Here is a 14,926-nt window from a genome sequence, read left to right as displayed (position 1 = left end):
CTCCGACGCACCGAGTCCCCCGCACCGCCCCCGCCTCGAGCCTCCACCCGCTTCCCGGACACGCCGCCCACGGTCGGCCGCGAGGCCCGTCTTGCGTCGTCCACGGCGTCCGGCGTGGGCCGCGAGGCCCGCCCGGGGACAGACACGGCGTCTGGTGTCGGTCGCGGGACGCGTCCTGAGTCGTTCACGGCGCCGGGCGTGGGCCGCGAGGCCCGTCCTGGGACGGAGACCGCGCCCGGCGGCGGGGGTGGCACGCGTCCTGAGTCGTTCACGGCGTCCGGCGTGGGCCGCGAGGCCCGCCCCGGGTCGTCCACGGTGCCCGGCACAGGCCGTGCGGCCCGCCCCGGCCCGGACACGGCCTCCACCGCCCCGGCACCTGACGTCCCCCCGCGGCCGCGTGACCTCCCCTCGTCGGGACCCTCCGGCCGCGCGGGTCGTTCGGACACGTCGGACGGGACCCCGGCGGAGACCTCCGGCAGGCCCTTCCGCCTCTCCGTGCCCAACCGTCCGGCCGGGGCGCCGCCGGAGACGACCGGGCGGCCGTTCCGCCTGCCCGCGCCCCGCAGTACCGGCGCACCCGGCGAGCACTCGTACGAGACGACCGCGCGCCTGCGCCCGGTCCCCGCCGGCCCGACGCCGGACGAGCCCGCCGCCCCCTTCGGCCGCTCCGCCGCGCAGGGGACGACGACCACTCGCCCCGCCACACCGCCGCGTCCCGCGCACCAACCCCCGGCCCCCTCCGCCCCTGTCACTCCCGACCCCGCCCTCTCCTGGAGCGCCACACGCCCCCTGGTGTCGTTCGGCGAGCCCGAGGGCTACGACGGTGACGCCCGGCCCCGGCCGCTCGGCCGCCGCGGGGCGTCGCAGGCCGCCGCGGCAGCCGTCTGCCTCGTGCTCGGGCTGGGCCTCATCTCGGGAGCGGTCACCGGCAGCTGGCTCGTAGGCGACTCCGGGGCAGAAGGCTCGCCCAGCAGCTTCGCCGCCGCCGGAAGCCTCTGGCACAGCGTCCCCGTCGACCAGCTGTTCCCGCCCACCGTGCAGGGCCGGGGCGCCGGCCCCGGCGGAGCCGACCGCACCTGGACCCGCATCGCCGTCGCCCCCGACAGCGGCTGCAAGGACGCCTTCGACCCGCTGCTGCGCAAGGCCCTCGCCCCTGTCGGCTGCGACCGCCTCCTGCGCGCCACCTACACCGACGCCACCGAGAGCTACGTGACCACCGTAGGCCTGCTCTTCACCACGGCCGACGCCCCCGGCATGACCGCCCTCGCGAACCGTTTCCGCAAGGAACGCCTGGACCGCCGCAGCGACCTGATGCCCCTGCCGTACGCCGCGAAGGGCACGCCCGCCGCCGGCTTCGGCGCCCCGCAGCGCGCCTCCTGGACCGTCTCCGTACTCACCGAGGCCCCGGTCGTCGTCTACGCCGTCTCCGGCTGGGCCGACGGCCGTACCGTCGACGACCCCCAGCCCGCCGGGGACGCCGTCGAGGCCGACGCCACCACCGCCGCCGCACAGGCCGGCCTGGGCAACGAGGCACAGGGCCTGGCCGACCGCGTCGAACGCGACTTCCGCAGAAACGTCCGCTCGGCCTCGGAGCAGCCTTCGTGAACGCCGACCACACGCCCGCCGGGAAACGCCCGCGCAAGCCCTCCCGCACGGCCGTCGCCGTCGGTGCCCTGCTCACCGCCGGCCTCGTCCTCCTCCCCGCCGCCACCGCGCACGCCGACGGCATCCGCGCCCAGCAGTGGGCCCTGGAGGCCATGCACACCGAGGAGGCCTGGCAGACCACGAAGGGCCGGGGCATCACCGTCGCCGTCCTGGACACCGGCGTCGAGGCCGACCACCCCGACCTGGCCGGCAACGTCCTGCCCGGCAAGGACCTGGTCGGCTTCGGAGCCGAACCCGGGGACCGCGCCTGGGCCCGGCACGGTACCGCCATGGCCGGCATCATCGCCGGCCACGGACACGGCCCCGGCGACGCCGACGGCGTCCTCGGCATCGCACCCGAGGCGAAGATCCTGCCGGTCCGCGTGATCCTCGAGGACGGAGACTCTTCCCGCGCCAAGGCCCGCTCCACCCGCGGCAACGCCCTCGCCGAGGGCATCCGCTGGGCCGCCGACCACGGCGCCGACGTCATCAACCTCTCCCTGGGCGACGACTCGGCCTCGGCACACCCCGAGCCCAGCGAGGACCAGGCCGTCCAGTACGCGCTGAAGAAGGGCGTGGTCGTCGTCGCCTCCGCCGGGAACGGCGGCGAGAAGGGCGACCACATCTCCTACCCGGCCGCCTACCCCGGCGTCATAGCCGCCACCGCCGTCGACCGGGCCGGCACCCGCGCCTCCTTCTCCACGCGCCGCTGGTACGCCACCGTCAGCGCCCCCGGCGTCGACGTCGTCATCGCCGACCCCGACCACAAGTACTACGAGGGCTGGGGCACCAGCGCCGCCGCCGCCTTCGTCTCCGGCGCCGCCGCCCTGGTCAAGGCCGCCCACCCCGGCCTCGCCCCGGCCCAGATCAAGTCGCTGCTGGAGGACACCGCCCGCGACGCCCCGTCCGGCGGCCGCGACGACTCCCGCGGCTTCGGCTTCATCGACCCGGCCGCCGCCATCGAGGCCGCCGGCCGGATCGAGCCCGAGGGCCTCCGGCCGGCGTCCTACGGTGCGAAGTACTTCGGCAGCGGACCGGGCGCCGACGCATCCGAGGACGGCACCGCCGACTGGGCCGCCCCCCTCGCGGGCGGCGCCGGTGGCGTCCTGCTGGTCGCGGCGGTCGTCCTGTGGCGCGGCCGGCGTAGCGGCCGGGAGGACTACTGAGCCGCTGCCGGCGTAGCGGCCGGGAGGACTACTGAGCCGCTGCCGGACGCACACCATCCGGCCGATAGGGTCGACGCGTGGCGAACAAGAACATCCCGGACTCCGGCTTCTCCGACGACGACGGCTCCGCCGACCCCCGGCTGAGCGCGGCACTCGCCGCCTGGTCCGCGGACCGGAGCGCCGTGGGTCCGGTCCTGGCCGCCCTCAAGGGCGCCCGGCTGCTCGTCCCCGTCGTGGCCGTGCTCGGCGAGGTCGAGGAGGACGAGCGGGGACTGCGCCGCGAGAAGACCAGCGACATGGCCGTACCGACGCTGAAGGCCGGTGACCGCACCGCCCTGCCCGCCTTCACCTCCACGGATTCCCTCGCCCGCTGGGACCCGGAGGCCCGCCCCGTCGCCGTACCGCTGCACCAGGCGCTGCAGGCCGCGGCGCACGAGAAGGCGGACACGGTCGTTCTCGACATGGCCGGACCGGTGCCCTTCGAGCTGACGGGTCCCGCGCTGCTGTCACTCGCCGAGGGCCGCACCACCACGGACCCGCTCGACGACCCGGCGGTCGTGGCCGCGGTGCGCGCAGTCGTCGCCGACGTGCGCGCGGTGGTGCGGGCCTACCTCGGCCCGGGCCAGGCCGACGGCACACTCGCCCTGGTCTTCGAGCCGGCCGTACCGCACGAGGCCGGCGTGCACGCGGTCGCGCGCCGCCTCGCCGCCGACGAGACACTGAGGGCTCGCCTGGTGCGCGGCCTCGACCTGGCAGTCCTGCCGGCCGGGGCGACGCCGCCGGGCGAGCCCTTGTACGTACGCGGATGAAGCGGATGGACTAGCCGTAGACCGGGCCCGTGTACTTCTCGCCCGGCCCCTGGCCCGGCTCGTCCGGGACGAGGGAGGCCTCGCGGAACGCCAGCTGCAGCGACTTCAGGCCGTCGCGCAGGGGAGCCGCGTGGAAGGAGCTGATCTCGGTCGCCGTCGCGTCCAGCAGACCGGCCAGGGCGTGGACCAGCTTGCGGGCCTCGTCCAGGTCCTTGTGCTTCTCGCCCTCCTCGGTCAGACCGAGCTTCACCGCGGCGGCGCTCATCAGGTTGACGGCGACCGTCACGATCACCTCGACCGCCGGGACCTCGGCGATGTCGCGGGCCATGGCGTCGAAGTCGGGGGACTCAGGAGGGGTGTCACTCATGCCCCACACGATAGGCGCAGGGGGCGGGCGAACCCCACGTGACCCCGGCTCGCCCCAATTGGCCGTTCCTGGCCATTGCTGGTAACCTCGTGTAACGACCGGTCGGACACGTGTGCCTCACAGCTCGCGAGTCCGACCCACAAGTGGAGGCTTTCGAACTCCCACCCGATCACCCTCAGGGCGGCGGGTCACCGGTCAGGCGGTCCCGTCCCAGCGGCGGCGATCCGTCCGAAAGCGCGCCCCGCGGCTTCCCGCGGCGGTGCTCCGGTAGTTCGAGGAGCTCCGCCTGGGAATCGTCCGGGGCATTTTTTGTGCTTCGGCGCGGTTGGTCTGTCGAACAGAGACGTTACGCGGCCGTCCGCCAGACCGTCGCGTGGTGCTACCGAGGAGGATCCATCAGCGCCGAGCCCCGCATCAACGACCGGATTCGCGTTCCCGAGGTGCGACTTGTCGGTCCCAGTGGCGAGCAGGTGGGCATCGTCCCCCTGGCCAAGGCACTGGAGCTTGCGCAGGAGTACGACCTGGACTTGGTCGAGGTCGCGGCGAACGCCCGTCCGCCCGTGTGCAAGCTCATGGACTACGGGAAGTTCAAGTACGAGTCGGCCATGAAGGCCCGTGAGGCGCGCAAGAACCAGGCGCACACGGTCATCAAGGAGATGAAGCTCCGGCCGAAGATCGACCCGCACGACTATGACACCAAGAAGGGTCACGTCGTTCGGTTCCTCAAGCAGGGCGACAAGGTCAAGATCACGATCATGTTCCGTGGTCGCGAGCAGTCCCGGCCCGAGCTGGGCTACCGGCTGCTGCAGCGGCTCGCGGAAGACGTGGCCGACCTCGGTTTCGTTGAGTCGAACCCGAAGCAGGACGGCCGAAACATGATCATGGTTCTCGGTCCGCACAAGAAGAAGACCGAGGCGATGGCCGAGGCTCGCCAGGCGCAGGAAGCCCGCAAGGCGGAAGCGAAGGCCAACCCCGGCAAGTCGCAGAACGCCGCGGAGGCCGAGGCGATGGCCGAGGCGCCGGCTGAGGAGCCCGCCGAGGCGTGACTCCCGGGACGCCAGTCCCAGGAAGCAACCGATACAAGACGACGCTCCACCGTGCCCGGTTTCGCGACCGGGCACCGGAGCGCCACCGACGAGGAGAGAACGGCGCTATGCCGAAGAACAAGTCGCACAGCGGTGCCAGCAAGCGCTTCAAGATCACCGGCTCCGGCAAGGTGCTGCGCGAGCGCGCCGGCAAGCGCCACCTGCTCGAGCACAAGTCGTCCCGTGTGACGCGTCGCCTCACCGGCAACGCCGAGATGGCCCCGGGCGACGCCGCGAAGATCAAGAAGCTTCTCGGCAAGTGACGTCCGGGCGCGTGAGCGCCGGACGCACGTCAGACCGGGACCCAATCGATTTCGGGTCGTGTGAGCACCCCCACGGCCCCGCTACAAGGAGTTAACAAGTGGCACGCGTCAAGCGGGCAGTCAACGCCCACAAGAAGCGTCGGGCGATCCTCGAGCAGGCCTCCGGCTACCGCGGTCAGCGCTCGCGCCTGTACCGCAAGGCCAAGGAGCAGGTCACCCACTCGCTGGTCTACAACTACAACGACCGCAAGAAGCGCAAGGGCGACTTCCGTCAGCTGTGGATCCAGCGCATCAACGCCGCTGCCCGCGCCAACGGCATGACCTACAACCGCTTCATCCAGGGTCTGAAGGCCGCGAACATCGAGGTCGACCGCAAGATCCTGGCCGAGCTGGCCGTCAACGACGCCGGTGCGTTCGCCGCGCTCGTCGAGGTCGCCCAGAAGGCGCTGCCGAGCGACGTGAACGCGCCGAAGGCTGCGTGACGCCGGCTCCGAGCCGATGTGACTGAAGGACCCGCAGGCCGGACGGTCTGCGGGTCCTGCTGTGCAGCTACCCAGAAAGCGAACCGGATGCCTCCCGCCACCCCCGAGCTCATCTCCCCCCGCTCCCCCCGCGTCCTGGCCGCGCGGCGGCTGGCCAAGCGGAACTTCCGGGGGAAGGACCGGCTGTTCCTCGCGGAGGGACCGCAGGCCGTGCGGGAAGCCGCCGGGCACCGGGCCGGGGACACCGCCACCCTCGTGGAACTGTTCGCCACGACGGAGGCCGCGGAGCGCTACGCCGACATCGTCGGAGCGGCCCGGGACGCCGGAGCCCGCGTGCACCTCGCCGCCGAGCAGGTCATCGCCGACATCTCCACCACCGTCACCCCGCAGGGCCTCGTCGGTGTCTGCCGGTTCCTGGACACGCCCTTCGAGGAGGTCCTCGCGGCCCGCCCGCGGCTCGTCGCCCTCCTCGCCAACGTCCGTGACCCCGGCAACGCCGGGACCGTGCTGCGCTGCGCCGACGCCGCGGGAGCCGAGGCCGTCGTGCTGACCGACGCCTCCGTCGACGTGTACAACCCCAAGGCCGTCCGCGCCTCCGTCGGCTCCCTGTTCCACCTGCCCGTCGCCGTCGGCGTCCCCGTGGAGCAGGCCGTCGAACGGTTGCGGGACGCCGGCGTCCGGGTCGTCGCCGCCGACGGCGCGGGCGACCGCGACCTCGACGACGAGCTCGACAAGGGCACCATGGGCGGGCCGACCGCCTGGGTCTTCGGCAACGAGGCGTGGGGCCTTCCGGAGGAGACCCGCGCCCTCACGGACGCCGTCGTGCGCGTTCCGATCCACGGGAAGGCCGAGAGCCTGAACCTCGCCACCGCCGCCGCCGTATGTCTCTATGCGTCGGCGCGTGCACAGCGCGCCTTTGGAGGGTGCCGCTCCGTCACCGGGAACTAGTAGGGTGACCAGCTCAGGGACCCCTCAGCGGAGCCTTGGAGGTGGGGTACGGGGATGAGTGTCGGCACGAGCAGCGCACCGGGAGCCCAGGACGCCGGGAAGCCGCCCGCCGCGCCCCGGCCACCCGGTGATCCCGCCGGACTCGGCATCGACCCCGACCAGCTGCCCGACGGACTCGTCGTCGCCGACGAGCAGGGCCACGTCATCTGCTTCAACACGGCCGCCGAGCGCATCACCGCCGTCCGCGCCCAGGACGCCCTCGGGCAGCGCCTGGAGAAGGCCCTGCCGTTAGAGGACCTGGAGGGCCGGCGCTGGTGGCAGCTGACCGACCCGTACGGCGGCCTCGCCATCCGCGTCGGACAGCCCGAGCGCAACCTGCTCCTGCCCGGCGGCCGCGAGGTGCTGGTCTGCGCGCGCTACGTCCGCACCCGGCCCACCGGACCCCTCCGGCGCCTGGTCGTCACCCTGCGCGACACCGAGGCCCGCCGCCGCACCGAGCGCAGCCACGCCGAGCTGATCGCCACCGTCGCCCACGAACTGCGCTCCCCGCTGACCTCCGTCAAGGGCTTCACCGCCACCCTGCTCGCCAAGTGGGAACGTTTCACCGACGACCAGAAGCGGCTGATGCTGGAGACCGTCGACGCCGACGCCGACCGGGTCACCCGCCTCATCGCCGAGCTGCTCGACATCTCCCGGATCGACTCCGGCCGCCTGGAGGTGCGCCGCCAGCCCGTCGACATCGGCGCCGCCGTCGGACGGCACATCCAGGCCTACGTCGCCGCGGGGCAGCCCGCCGACCGGTTCCTGCTGCGCGTCCAGCAGCCGCTGCCCGACCTGTGGGCCGACCCCGACAAGATCGACCAGGTGCTCAGCAACCTGCTCGAAAATGCCGTGCGGCACGGCGAGGGAACTGTCACGATCGACGTCACGGCCACGGCGTCCCTCCGCGAGGGCGAGTACGCCGAGAACGCAGCTACGTCGGTCACGGTGAGCGACGAGGGGTCCGGCATTCCGGAGGAGTCCATGAACCGCGTCTTCACCCGCTTCTGGCGGGGCAGCAAGCGCGGCGGGACGGGCCTCGGGCTCTACATCGTCAAGGGCATCGTCGAGGCCCACGGCGGCACCATCACGGTCGGCCGCGCCCCCGGCGCGGGCGCCGAGTTCCGATTTACGTTGCCCGTGAGCGCTCCGGCCTATCTCGCCTGAGCACCGCGGGCGCATTCGCGCACCTCCACCCCGTTAGACTCGGCCATTGGCACCTTTGTGTCCCTTAAGGCGGCCGTCCGAGTCGGAGACGGGGACCTCCAGCCAGCCAATCGGAAGCACGGGAAGAGATGTCGGCACCGAATAAGTCGTACGACCCTGTCGAGGTCGAGACGTTGAAACCGGAAGAGATCGAGCGCATGCGGGACGAGGCGCTCGCCGCCTTCGCCGCCGCGGACTCCCTCGACGCTCTCCACGAGGCCAAGGTCGCCCAGACCGGCCCCACCTCCCCGCTGGCCCTCGCCAACCGCGAGATCGGCGCCCTGCCCCCGCACGCCAAGGCCGAGGCCGGCAAGCGCGTCGGCCAGGCCCGAGGCGCCGTGAACAAGGCCCTCGCCGCCCGCCAGGTGGAGCTCGAGGCCGAGCGGGACGCGCGCGTGCTCGTCGAGGAGGCGGTGGACGTCACGCTGCCGTACGACCGCGTACCGTCCGGCGCCCGGCACCCGCTCACCACCATGATGGAGCGGGTCGCGGACGTCTTCGTCGCCATGGGCTACGAGGTCGCCGAGGGGCCGGAGGCCGAGGCGGAGTGGTTCAACTTCGACGCCCTGAACTTCCTGCCCGACCACCCGGCCCGGCAGATGCAGGACACCTTCTTCGTCCAGGGCCCCGAGGGCACCGACGAGTCCGGGTCCGGCGTCGTGCTGCGCACCCACACCTCCCCGGTGCAGGCCCGCGCGCTGCTCGACCGTGAGCTGCCGGTCTACATCGTCTGCCCCGGCCGCGTGTTCCGCACCGACGAGCTGGACGCCACGCACACGCCCGTCTTCCACCAGATCGAGCTGCTGGCGGTCGACGAGGGCCTGACGATGGCCGACCTCAAGGGCACCCTCGACCACATGGTCCAGGCCCTGTTCGGCGCGGACATGAAGACCCGGCTGCGGCCGAACTTCTTCCCGTTCACCGAGCCCAGCGCCGAGATGGACATGCTCTGCTACGTCTGCAAGGGCGAGTCCGTCGGCAACCCCGACCACCCCTGCCGCACCTGCTCCTCCGAGGGCTGGATCGAGCTCGGCGGCTGCGGCATGGTCAACCCGCGGGTGCTCACCGCCTGCGGTGTCGACCCCGAGAAGTACAGCGGGTTCGCCTTCGGGTTCGGCATCGAGCGGATGCTGATGTTCCGCCACAACGTCGAAGACATGCGAGACATGGTCGAGGGTGACGTCCGGTTCACCCGGCCGTTCGGGATGGAGATCTGATGCGGGTCCCGCTTTCTTGGCTGCGGGAGTACGTCGACCTGCCGGAGACGGAGACCGGTCGCGACGTGCAGGCCAAGCTCATTTCGGCCGGTCTGGAGGTCGAGAGCGTCGAGCAGCTGGGCGCCGACCTCAAGGGTCCGCTGGTCGTCGGCCAGGTGGCGACGATCGAGGAGCTGACGGACTTCAAGAAGCCGATCCGCTTCTGCACCGTCGACGTCGGCCAGGCCAACGGCACCGGCGAGCCGCAGGAGATCATCTGCGGTGCCCGCAACTTCGCCGTGGGCGACAAGGTCGTCGTGGCCCTGCCCGGCGCCGTCCTGCCCGGTGACTTCCAGATCGCCGAGCGCAAGACCTACGGCCGGATGTCGCGCGGCATGATCTGCTCCAGCGACGAGCTGAACATGGGCGACGACGGCACCAAGGGCATCATCGTCCTGCCGCCGGAGACCGAGATCGGCAAGGACGCCGTCGAGCTGCTGGAACTGGTCGACGAGGTCCTCGACATCGCCGTCACGCCCGACCGCGGCTACTGCCTGTCGCTGCGCGGCGTGGCCCGCGAGACCGCCATCGCCTACGGCCTGCCGCTGCGCGACCCGGCGCTGATCGACGTGCCCGGCCCGAACGCGTACGGCTACCCGGTGCGGATCTCCGACCCGATCGGCTGCGACCGCTTCACCGCCCGCACGGTGACCGGCCTCAGCGCCGAGGCGCGCTCGCCGATCTGGCTCCAGCGCCGCCTGCAGAAGGTCGGCATGCGCCCGATCTCGCTCGCCGTCGACGTCACGAACTACGTGATGATGGAACTCGGCCAGCCCCTGCACGCCTACGACCGCGGCCTGGTCCAGGGCACCATCGGGGTGCGCAGGGCCGAGGCGGGCGAGAAGCTCACCACCCTCGACGGCGTCGAGCGCACGCTGGACGCCGAGGACCTGGTGATCACCGACGACCGCGGCCCGATCGGGCTCGCCGGCGTCATGGGCGGCGCCAACACGGAGATCGCCGACCACCCCCGAGCTCTCGACTCCGCTCGAGCAGGGGGGACCCCCAACAACGCCGAGAACGCCACGGCGGACGTCGTCATCGAGGCCGCCCACTTCGACGCCGTGTCGATCGCGCGCACCGCGCGCCGCCACAAGCTGTCCTCCGAGGCGTCCCGGCGCTTCGAACGCGGCGTCGACCCGCAGGCCGCGGCGGCCGCCGCGCAGCGCACCGTCGACCTGCTGGTCCTGCTCGCGGGCGGCACCGCCGAGGCCGGCGTCACCGAGGTCCTCGCCCCGTCCGCGCCGCGCACCATCACCATCCCGGCCGACCACCCGGACAAGGTCGCGGGCGTCGTCTACGGCCGCGAGACCGTCGTGCGCCGCCTCCAGGAGGTCGGCTGCGACGTGTACGGGCAGGACGAGCTGATCGTCACCGTCCCGTCCTGGCGGCCCGACCTCACCGACCCGAACGATCTGGCCGAAGAGGTCATCCGGCTGGAGGGCTACGAGAACCTGCCCTCCACCCTGCCCAAGCCGCCGGCGGGCCTCGGCCTGACGGACCGGCAGCGGCTGCACCGCCGCGTCGGCCGCGCCCTGGCCGGTGCCGGATACGTCGAGGCGCTGAACTACCCGTTCATCGGCGAGCAGGTCTTCGACCAGCTCGGCCTCGAGGCGGACGACCCGGCCCGCCGCGTCGTCAAGCTCAGCAACCCGCTGAGCGACGAGGAGCCCGCGCTGCGCACGTCGCTGCTGCCGGGTCTGCTCGCCGCCCTGCGGCGCAACGACGGCCGGGGCTCGCACGACCTCGCGCTGTTCGAGTCCGGTCTGGTCTTCCGGCCGCGCGAGGAGCAGCGGGTCGCGGCCGTGCTGCCCGTCGACGGCCGTCCGACCGACGAGGAGCTCGCCGAGCTGAACGCGGCGCTGCCCGACCAGCCGCGGCACATCGCCGTCGTCCTCGCCGGGGCGCGCGAGCAGGCCGGCTGGTGGGGCAAGGGCCGTCCGGCCGACTGGGCCGACGCGGTCGAGGCCGCACGGACCGTCGCGCACGAGGCCGGTGCCGAACTCGTCATCCGCAAGGGTCAGTACGGACCCTGGCACCCGGGGCGGTGCGCCGAGCTGGCGGTCACCGCGGACGGCGCCGAGCGGATCGTCGGGCACGCGGGCGAGTTGCACCCGCGGGTCGTGAAGGCCCTCGGGCTGCCCGCGCGCACCTGCGCGATGGAGCTCGACCTGGACGCGGTGGAGACCGCCGGTGACCCCACGGCGACGGCACCCCGGATCTCCACGTTCCCCGTCGCCACGCAGGACGTCGCCCTGGTCGTCGACGCGTTCGTGCCGGCCGTGGACGTCGAGGCGGCACTGCGGGACGGAGCCGGGGAACTGCTGGAGTCCATCCGGCTGTTCGACGTCTACGAGAACGCCGAGCAGCTGGGCGAGGGGCGGAAGTCGCTGGCGTACGCGCTGCGGTTCCGCGCCGCCGACCGGACGCTGACCGTGGACGAGGCGTCCGCGGCCCGGGACGCGGCGGTCGCCCTCGCGGGTGAGCGTGTGGGTGCGGAGCTGCGGAGCTGAGTGCCCGCACCCGGGAAGAGGGTCAGGTCACTCACTCGGTTGAGTGGTAAAGGTGGGTGATCTCCCCCTTTTCGGTGTGCTGTCGACAGAATCGGACCGGCCTTCTCGGGCCGGTCCGATTCTGTGTCAGGGCCTATTGGGGGGGCCATCGGCATGATCCGCGTCAGGGACCGGGTGCGCAGCCTCGGTCTTCCCCTCGCGTGGGGCGCGGCGGCCGTCGCGTACAAGCTGCTCTGTCCGCTCGCCCGGGAGACCGGTCTCCCGGCGCGGATCGTCACCAGCGCCGTGTTTTCGCCGTCGGGACCGCGCTGATCCTGCACGTGCGGCACTCGCTGATGCGGGCGCTGCTGCGGCCGCTGCCCTCGCGGACCGACGGGCTGGACGTGGCCGCCGCCCAGGTTCCGGCGGAGCGTGGCGCCGCGGCCGGGGGCGACCTGTACGAGGTCGTCGCCACCGAGCACGGCGTGCGGGCCGTGACGGGCGAGGTACGCGGGCACGGGATCGGCCCGTTCGGGACCGTCGCCGCCGTGCTGGGCTGCTTCCGCGAGGCCGCTCACGACTGCCGGCGGAGCCGTCCGCCCCGCCACGGAGTGTCGGGCAGGCAGCTGGGCGGACGGCGGGTGCGGGCCGCCGCACTGTACGAGGGGGAGCCGGCGGCCCGGCCGGCCTCTTTCGAGGCAATTCAGTCAACCGGTCGGCGACTCTGAGCGACAGTGCGCACACCGTGTGGATTCGAGCACTCCGTTCACACCCCGTGTGAAGGCGGAACCACTAACCTGTCCGCACCGAGCCATCCGGGGGCCCACATGCAGCCCAACACTCTGCTCGACGCGATCCTGGACGAGGCGGGGATCTCGCACGCGGGGCTGGCCGCACACGTCAACCAGGCGGGACGGGCACGTGGTCTGTCCCTGAGGTACGAACACACCGCCGTCGCGCGGTGGTTGAAGGGGCAGCGGCCCCGGGGCCAGGTGCCCGACCTGATCTGCGAGGTGCTCGCGGGCCGGCTGCAACGGCAGGTCACCCTCGACGACATCGGCCTCGGCGTGCCGGGTGAGCCGTCCGCCCCGCACACCGGCTCGCTGTCCGGGTTCGTCGAACGGGCCACCGCCCTGTGGCGCTCCGACCAGCAGCAGCGTCCGCACATCCTGGGCGCGCCCGCGCTCACCGGCACGCCCGCCGTGATGCCGGTGTGGGAGTGGGAGAACCCGCCCGAGGACGTGGACGTCTCACGCGGCGGCAGACACCGGGTCACCACCGGCGACCTGGAGATGCTGCGGGCCGCCCGCGCGCACTACGAGCAGATGTACCGCAAGGCCGGAGGCATCGCGACGCGGGCCCGGATCGTCGGCTTCCTCAACGCCGAGGCCGCCCCGCTGCTGCGTGGCAGCTACACCGACGAGACCGGCCGGCAACTGCACCGGGCCACCGGCGGGTTGGTGGCGGTCGCCGGCATCTGCGCGTACGACTCCGACGCCCACGGACTCGCCCAGCGCTACTTCCACCAGGCGCTGCGGCTCGCCAAGGCCAGCGGGGACCGGGGGCTCGGGGCGTATGTGATCGCCCTGCTCGTCAACCAGTCGCTGTTCATGCGGGAGTACCGGCAGTCGGTGGCCTTCGCGGAGGCCGCGCTGCGGGCCGCCGGCAAGCACATCACCCCGGCGCTCGCCTCCGACCTGTACGCGATGCAGGCCAAGGCGTACGCGCATCTCGGCGACGGCACCAGCGCCCTGTCCTGCATCCGGCGGGCCGAGCAGTCCGCCGAGCGCATCCGGCGCGGCTACGAGCCCGACGAGACCGGTTATGTCCAGCCCGGGCTCGTCAACGTGCAGGTGGCGGAGGCGCTGTTGAGCCTCGGGGAGATCGCGGCCGCTGGGGAGCATGCCGCGGCGGCCGTCGACAACCCGGCGCACGACCGCGGCCGGGTGCACCGGCTGGCGATGCTCAGCACCATCGAGCTGCGGCAGGGCAACGCCGACAAGGCGGTGGCCATCGCCGTGCAGATGGCCGAGCAAGCCCGGGGCATGGAGTCCCAGCGGCTGCGCGACCGGCTGCGCGCGGTGCGGGAGCACCTGGTGCGCAGCGGTTGCGCGGGCACGGCCGAGGCGGCCGAACTCATCGACGGGGCCTTGCGCGTACCGTTGTAGATCCGGGCGGTGGTGCCCGTGTCGCTCCGAGGCGCTTCCCGTGCGCCTGCTGTCCCTCCGTCTCTGCTGCGATATTGCCACTTACTCGACGGAAGGTGGCAGAACCGTGCAGTGGACGAAACGCAACGAACAAACTGTGTACTCAAACCGCTGGTTCAGCGTCAATCTCGCGGATGTCGAACTGCCCGACGGCCGGCATCTGGACCACTTCCTCATACGGCTGCGGCCCGTTGCGGTGGCCACGGTCGTCAACGAGGCCAACGAGGTGCTGCTGCTGTGGCGGCACCGCTTCATCACCGACAGCTGGGGGTGGGAACTCGCGGCCGGGGTGGTCGAGGACGGCGAGGACATCGCCCGCGCGGCCGCCAGGGAACTGGAGGAGGAAACCGGCTGGCGGCCGGGACCCCTGCGCCACCTCATGAGCGTGGAGCCGTCCAACGGGCTGACCGACGCCCGGCACCACGTGTACTGGGCCGACGAGGGCGACTACGTCGGGCACCCCGTGGACGACTTCGAGTCGGACCGCCGGGAATGGGTGCCTCTCAAGCTCGTCCCCGACATGGTCGCCCGCGGCGAGGTCCCGGCCGCCAACATGGCGGCCGCGTTACTTCTGCTGCACCATCTCAGGCTCGGACAGGACGCGTTGTCTTAGGCCGTACCGGGCCTCAGCGTCCCAGCGCCTGCCAGATCGCCAGGACGAGGGCACCCACGGCGGTGAGGGCGGCGACCGCGGGCAGCGGCCAGCGCGTGTGTTCGAGCGTGTGAATCCGGGTGTTGAGCTCGTCGATCTCCTTGGCGGTCTCCTCGGTGCGGTGGCTGAGCAGAGCCAGCCCGCCCTCGACGCGGGCGTAGGCCACGTCGAGGCGGCGTCGTAACTCTGCGAGTTCTCCGGATACGACGGGATGCTCGGGATCGGCGGTCACGAGTCCGCTCCTTTCCGTAGTCGTTTCACATCCCTTGCATGCGCATGAGGAGTCAACTCGCCTGGTGGACGCCTGGGG

At 72.6% G+C, this 14,926-nt stretch carries 14 protein-coding genes and 1 pseudogene; 13 read left to right on the top strand and 2 right to left on the bottom strand.

Features of this window, described 5'->3' with window-relative positions:
* The first annotated feature begins 495 nt into the window (after window positions 1–495).
* From HDC93_RS10025 to HDC93_RS10015, 3 genes are all read left to right on the top strand, one after another.
* Window positions 496–1,605 carry a hypothetical protein gene (locus HDC93_RS10025; RefSeq protein ID WP_398984466.1) on the top strand — a complete coding sequence of 370 codons (1,110 nt, stop codon included), beginning with the start codon at window positions 496–498 and terminating at the stop codon, window positions 1,603–1,605.
* Between the two features lie 68 nt (window positions 1,606–1,673).
* On the top strand, window positions 1,674–2,810 hold the full coding sequence (gene mycP, locus HDC93_RS10020) for a type VII secretion-associated serine protease mycosin (RefSeq protein ID WP_221516510.1): 1,137 nt from the start codon (window positions 1,674–1,676) through the stop codon (window positions 2,808–2,810).
* Between the two features lie 77 nt (window positions 2,811–2,887).
* Window positions 2,888–3,619, top strand: coding sequence for an SseB family protein (locus HDC93_RS10015; protein WP_185009304.1), 732 nt, complete (start codon window positions 2,888–2,890; stop codon window positions 3,617–3,619).
* Window positions 3,620–3,629: 10 nt separating this feature from the next.
* On the opposite strand, the gene HDC93_RS10010 is transcribed toward HDC93_RS10015, so the two are convergent.
* Window positions 3,630–3,986 (bottom strand): DUF1844 domain-containing protein, encoded by a 357-nt coding sequence (locus HDC93_RS10010; RefSeq protein ID WP_104778687.1) that lies wholly within the window; start codon window positions 3,984–3,986, stop codon window positions 3,630–3,632.
* A 395-nt stretch (window positions 3,987–4,381) separates the two neighbouring features.
* Here HDC93_RS10010 and infC point away from each other — a divergent pair, with 395 nt between their 5' ends.
* The 10 genes and pseudogenes from infC (at window position 4,382) to HDC93_RS09960 (ending at window position 14,577) form a co-directional block, all read left to right on the top strand.
* A complete protein-coding gene (gene infC / locus HDC93_RS10005) occupies window positions 4,382–5,032 on the top strand; it encodes a translation initiation factor IF-3 (RefSeq protein ID WP_185009647.1) in 651 nt (216 codons plus the stop codon).
* A 107-nt stretch (window positions 5,033–5,139) separates the two neighbouring features.
* A complete protein-coding gene (gene rpmI / locus HDC93_RS10000) occupies window positions 5,140–5,334 on the top strand; it encodes a 50S ribosomal protein L35 (RefSeq protein ID WP_003977225.1) in 195 nt (64 codons plus the stop codon).
* Between the two features lie 98 nt (window positions 5,335–5,432).
* Window positions 5,433–5,816, top strand: coding sequence for a 50S ribosomal protein L20 (gene rplT, locus HDC93_RS09995; protein ID WP_010045263.1), 384 nt, complete (start codon window positions 5,433–5,435; stop codon window positions 5,814–5,816).
* 87 nt (window positions 5,817–5,903) lie between these two features.
* Window positions 5,904–6,764, top strand: coding sequence for an RNA methyltransferase (locus HDC93_RS09990; RefSeq protein WP_185009301.1), 861 nt, complete (start codon window positions 5,904–5,906; stop codon window positions 6,762–6,764).
* A 54-nt stretch (window positions 6,765–6,818) separates the two neighbouring features.
* Window positions 6,819–7,970, top strand: coding sequence for an ATP-binding protein (locus tag HDC93_RS09985; RefSeq protein ID WP_185009299.1), 1,152 nt, complete (start codon window positions 6,819–6,821; stop codon window positions 7,968–7,970).
* Window positions 7,971–8,098: 128 nt separating this feature from the next.
* Window positions 8,099–9,226, top strand: a complete 1,128-nt coding sequence (gene pheS / locus HDC93_RS09980) for a phenylalanine--tRNA ligase subunit alpha (RefSeq protein WP_185009297.1) — start codon at window positions 8,099–8,101, stop codon at window positions 9,224–9,226.
* The gene (gene pheT, locus HDC93_RS09975; RefSeq protein WP_185009295.1) at window positions 9,226–11,778 is read left to right on the top strand and encodes a phenylalanine--tRNA ligase subunit beta; all 2,553 of its coding nucleotides are present in this window, start codon (window positions 9,226–9,228) and stop codon (window positions 11,776–11,778) included. The genes pheS and pheT overlap by 1 nt, the downstream gene beginning before the upstream one ends.
* A 153-nt stretch (window positions 11,779–11,931) precedes the next feature.
* A pseudogene (locus tag HDC93_RS09970) lies at window positions 11,932–12,338 on the top strand (serine/threonine-protein phosphatase); the annotation flags it as partial.
* A 246-nt stretch (window positions 12,339–12,584) separates the two neighbouring features.
* A complete protein-coding gene (locus HDC93_RS09965; RefSeq protein WP_185009292.1) occupies window positions 12,585–13,925 on the top strand; it encodes a transcriptional regulator in 1,341 nt (446 codons plus the stop codon).
* Between the two features lie 106 nt (window positions 13,926–14,031).
* Window positions 14,032–14,577: an NUDIX hydrolase gene (locus HDC93_RS09960; protein WP_185009290.1), complete on the top strand. Its 546-nt coding sequence runs from the start codon at window positions 14,032–14,034 to the stop codon at window positions 14,575–14,577.
* 13 nt (window positions 14,578–14,590) lie between these two features.
* Here the strand turns inward: HDC93_RS09960 and HDC93_RS09955 are convergent, their stop codons facing one another.
* On the bottom strand, window positions 14,591–14,848 hold the full coding sequence (locus HDC93_RS09955; protein WP_185009288.1) for a hypothetical protein: 258 nt from the start codon (window positions 14,846–14,848) through the stop codon (window positions 14,591–14,593).
* Between the last annotated feature and the right edge of the window lie 78 nt (window positions 14,849–14,926).

The organism is Streptomyces sp. AK010 (assembly GCF_014207295.1).
Lineage (GTDB): Bacteria > Actinomycetota > Actinomycetes > Streptomycetales > Streptomycetaceae > Streptomyces > Streptomyces massasporeus.
Note: the sequence above shows the minus strand (reverse complement) of the source record. Positions and strands in the feature narration are given on the sequence as shown.

Excerpts from the sequence above, each read along its gene's own strand:
- HDC93_RS10010 (WP_104778687.1), bottom strand. The coding sequence starts at position 3,986 with ATGAGTGACACCCCTCCTGAGTCCCCCGACTTCGACGCCATGGCCCGC.
- rpmI (WP_003977225.1), top strand. The coding sequence starts at position 5,140 with ATGCCGAAGAACAAGTCGCACAGCGGTGCCAGCAAGCGCTTCAAGATC.
- HDC93_RS09990 (WP_185009301.1), top strand. The coding sequence starts at position 5,904 with ATGCCTCCCGCCACCCCCGAGCTCATCTCCCCCCGCTCCCCCCGCGTC.
- HDC93_RS09985 (WP_185009299.1), top strand. The coding sequence starts at position 6,819 with ATGAGTGTCGGCACGAGCAGCGCACCGGGAGCCCAGGACGCCGGGAAG.
- pheS (WP_185009297.1), top strand. The coding sequence starts at position 8,099 with ATGTCGGCACCGAATAAGTCGTACGACCCTGTCGAGGTCGAGACGTTG.
- pheT (WP_185009295.1), top strand. The coding sequence starts at position 9,226 with ATGCGGGTCCCGCTTTCTTGGCTGCGGGAGTACGTCGACCTGCCGGAG.
- HDC93_RS09965 (WP_185009292.1), top strand. The coding sequence starts at position 12,585 with ATGCAGCCCAACACTCTGCTCGACGCGATCCTGGACGAGGCGGGGATC.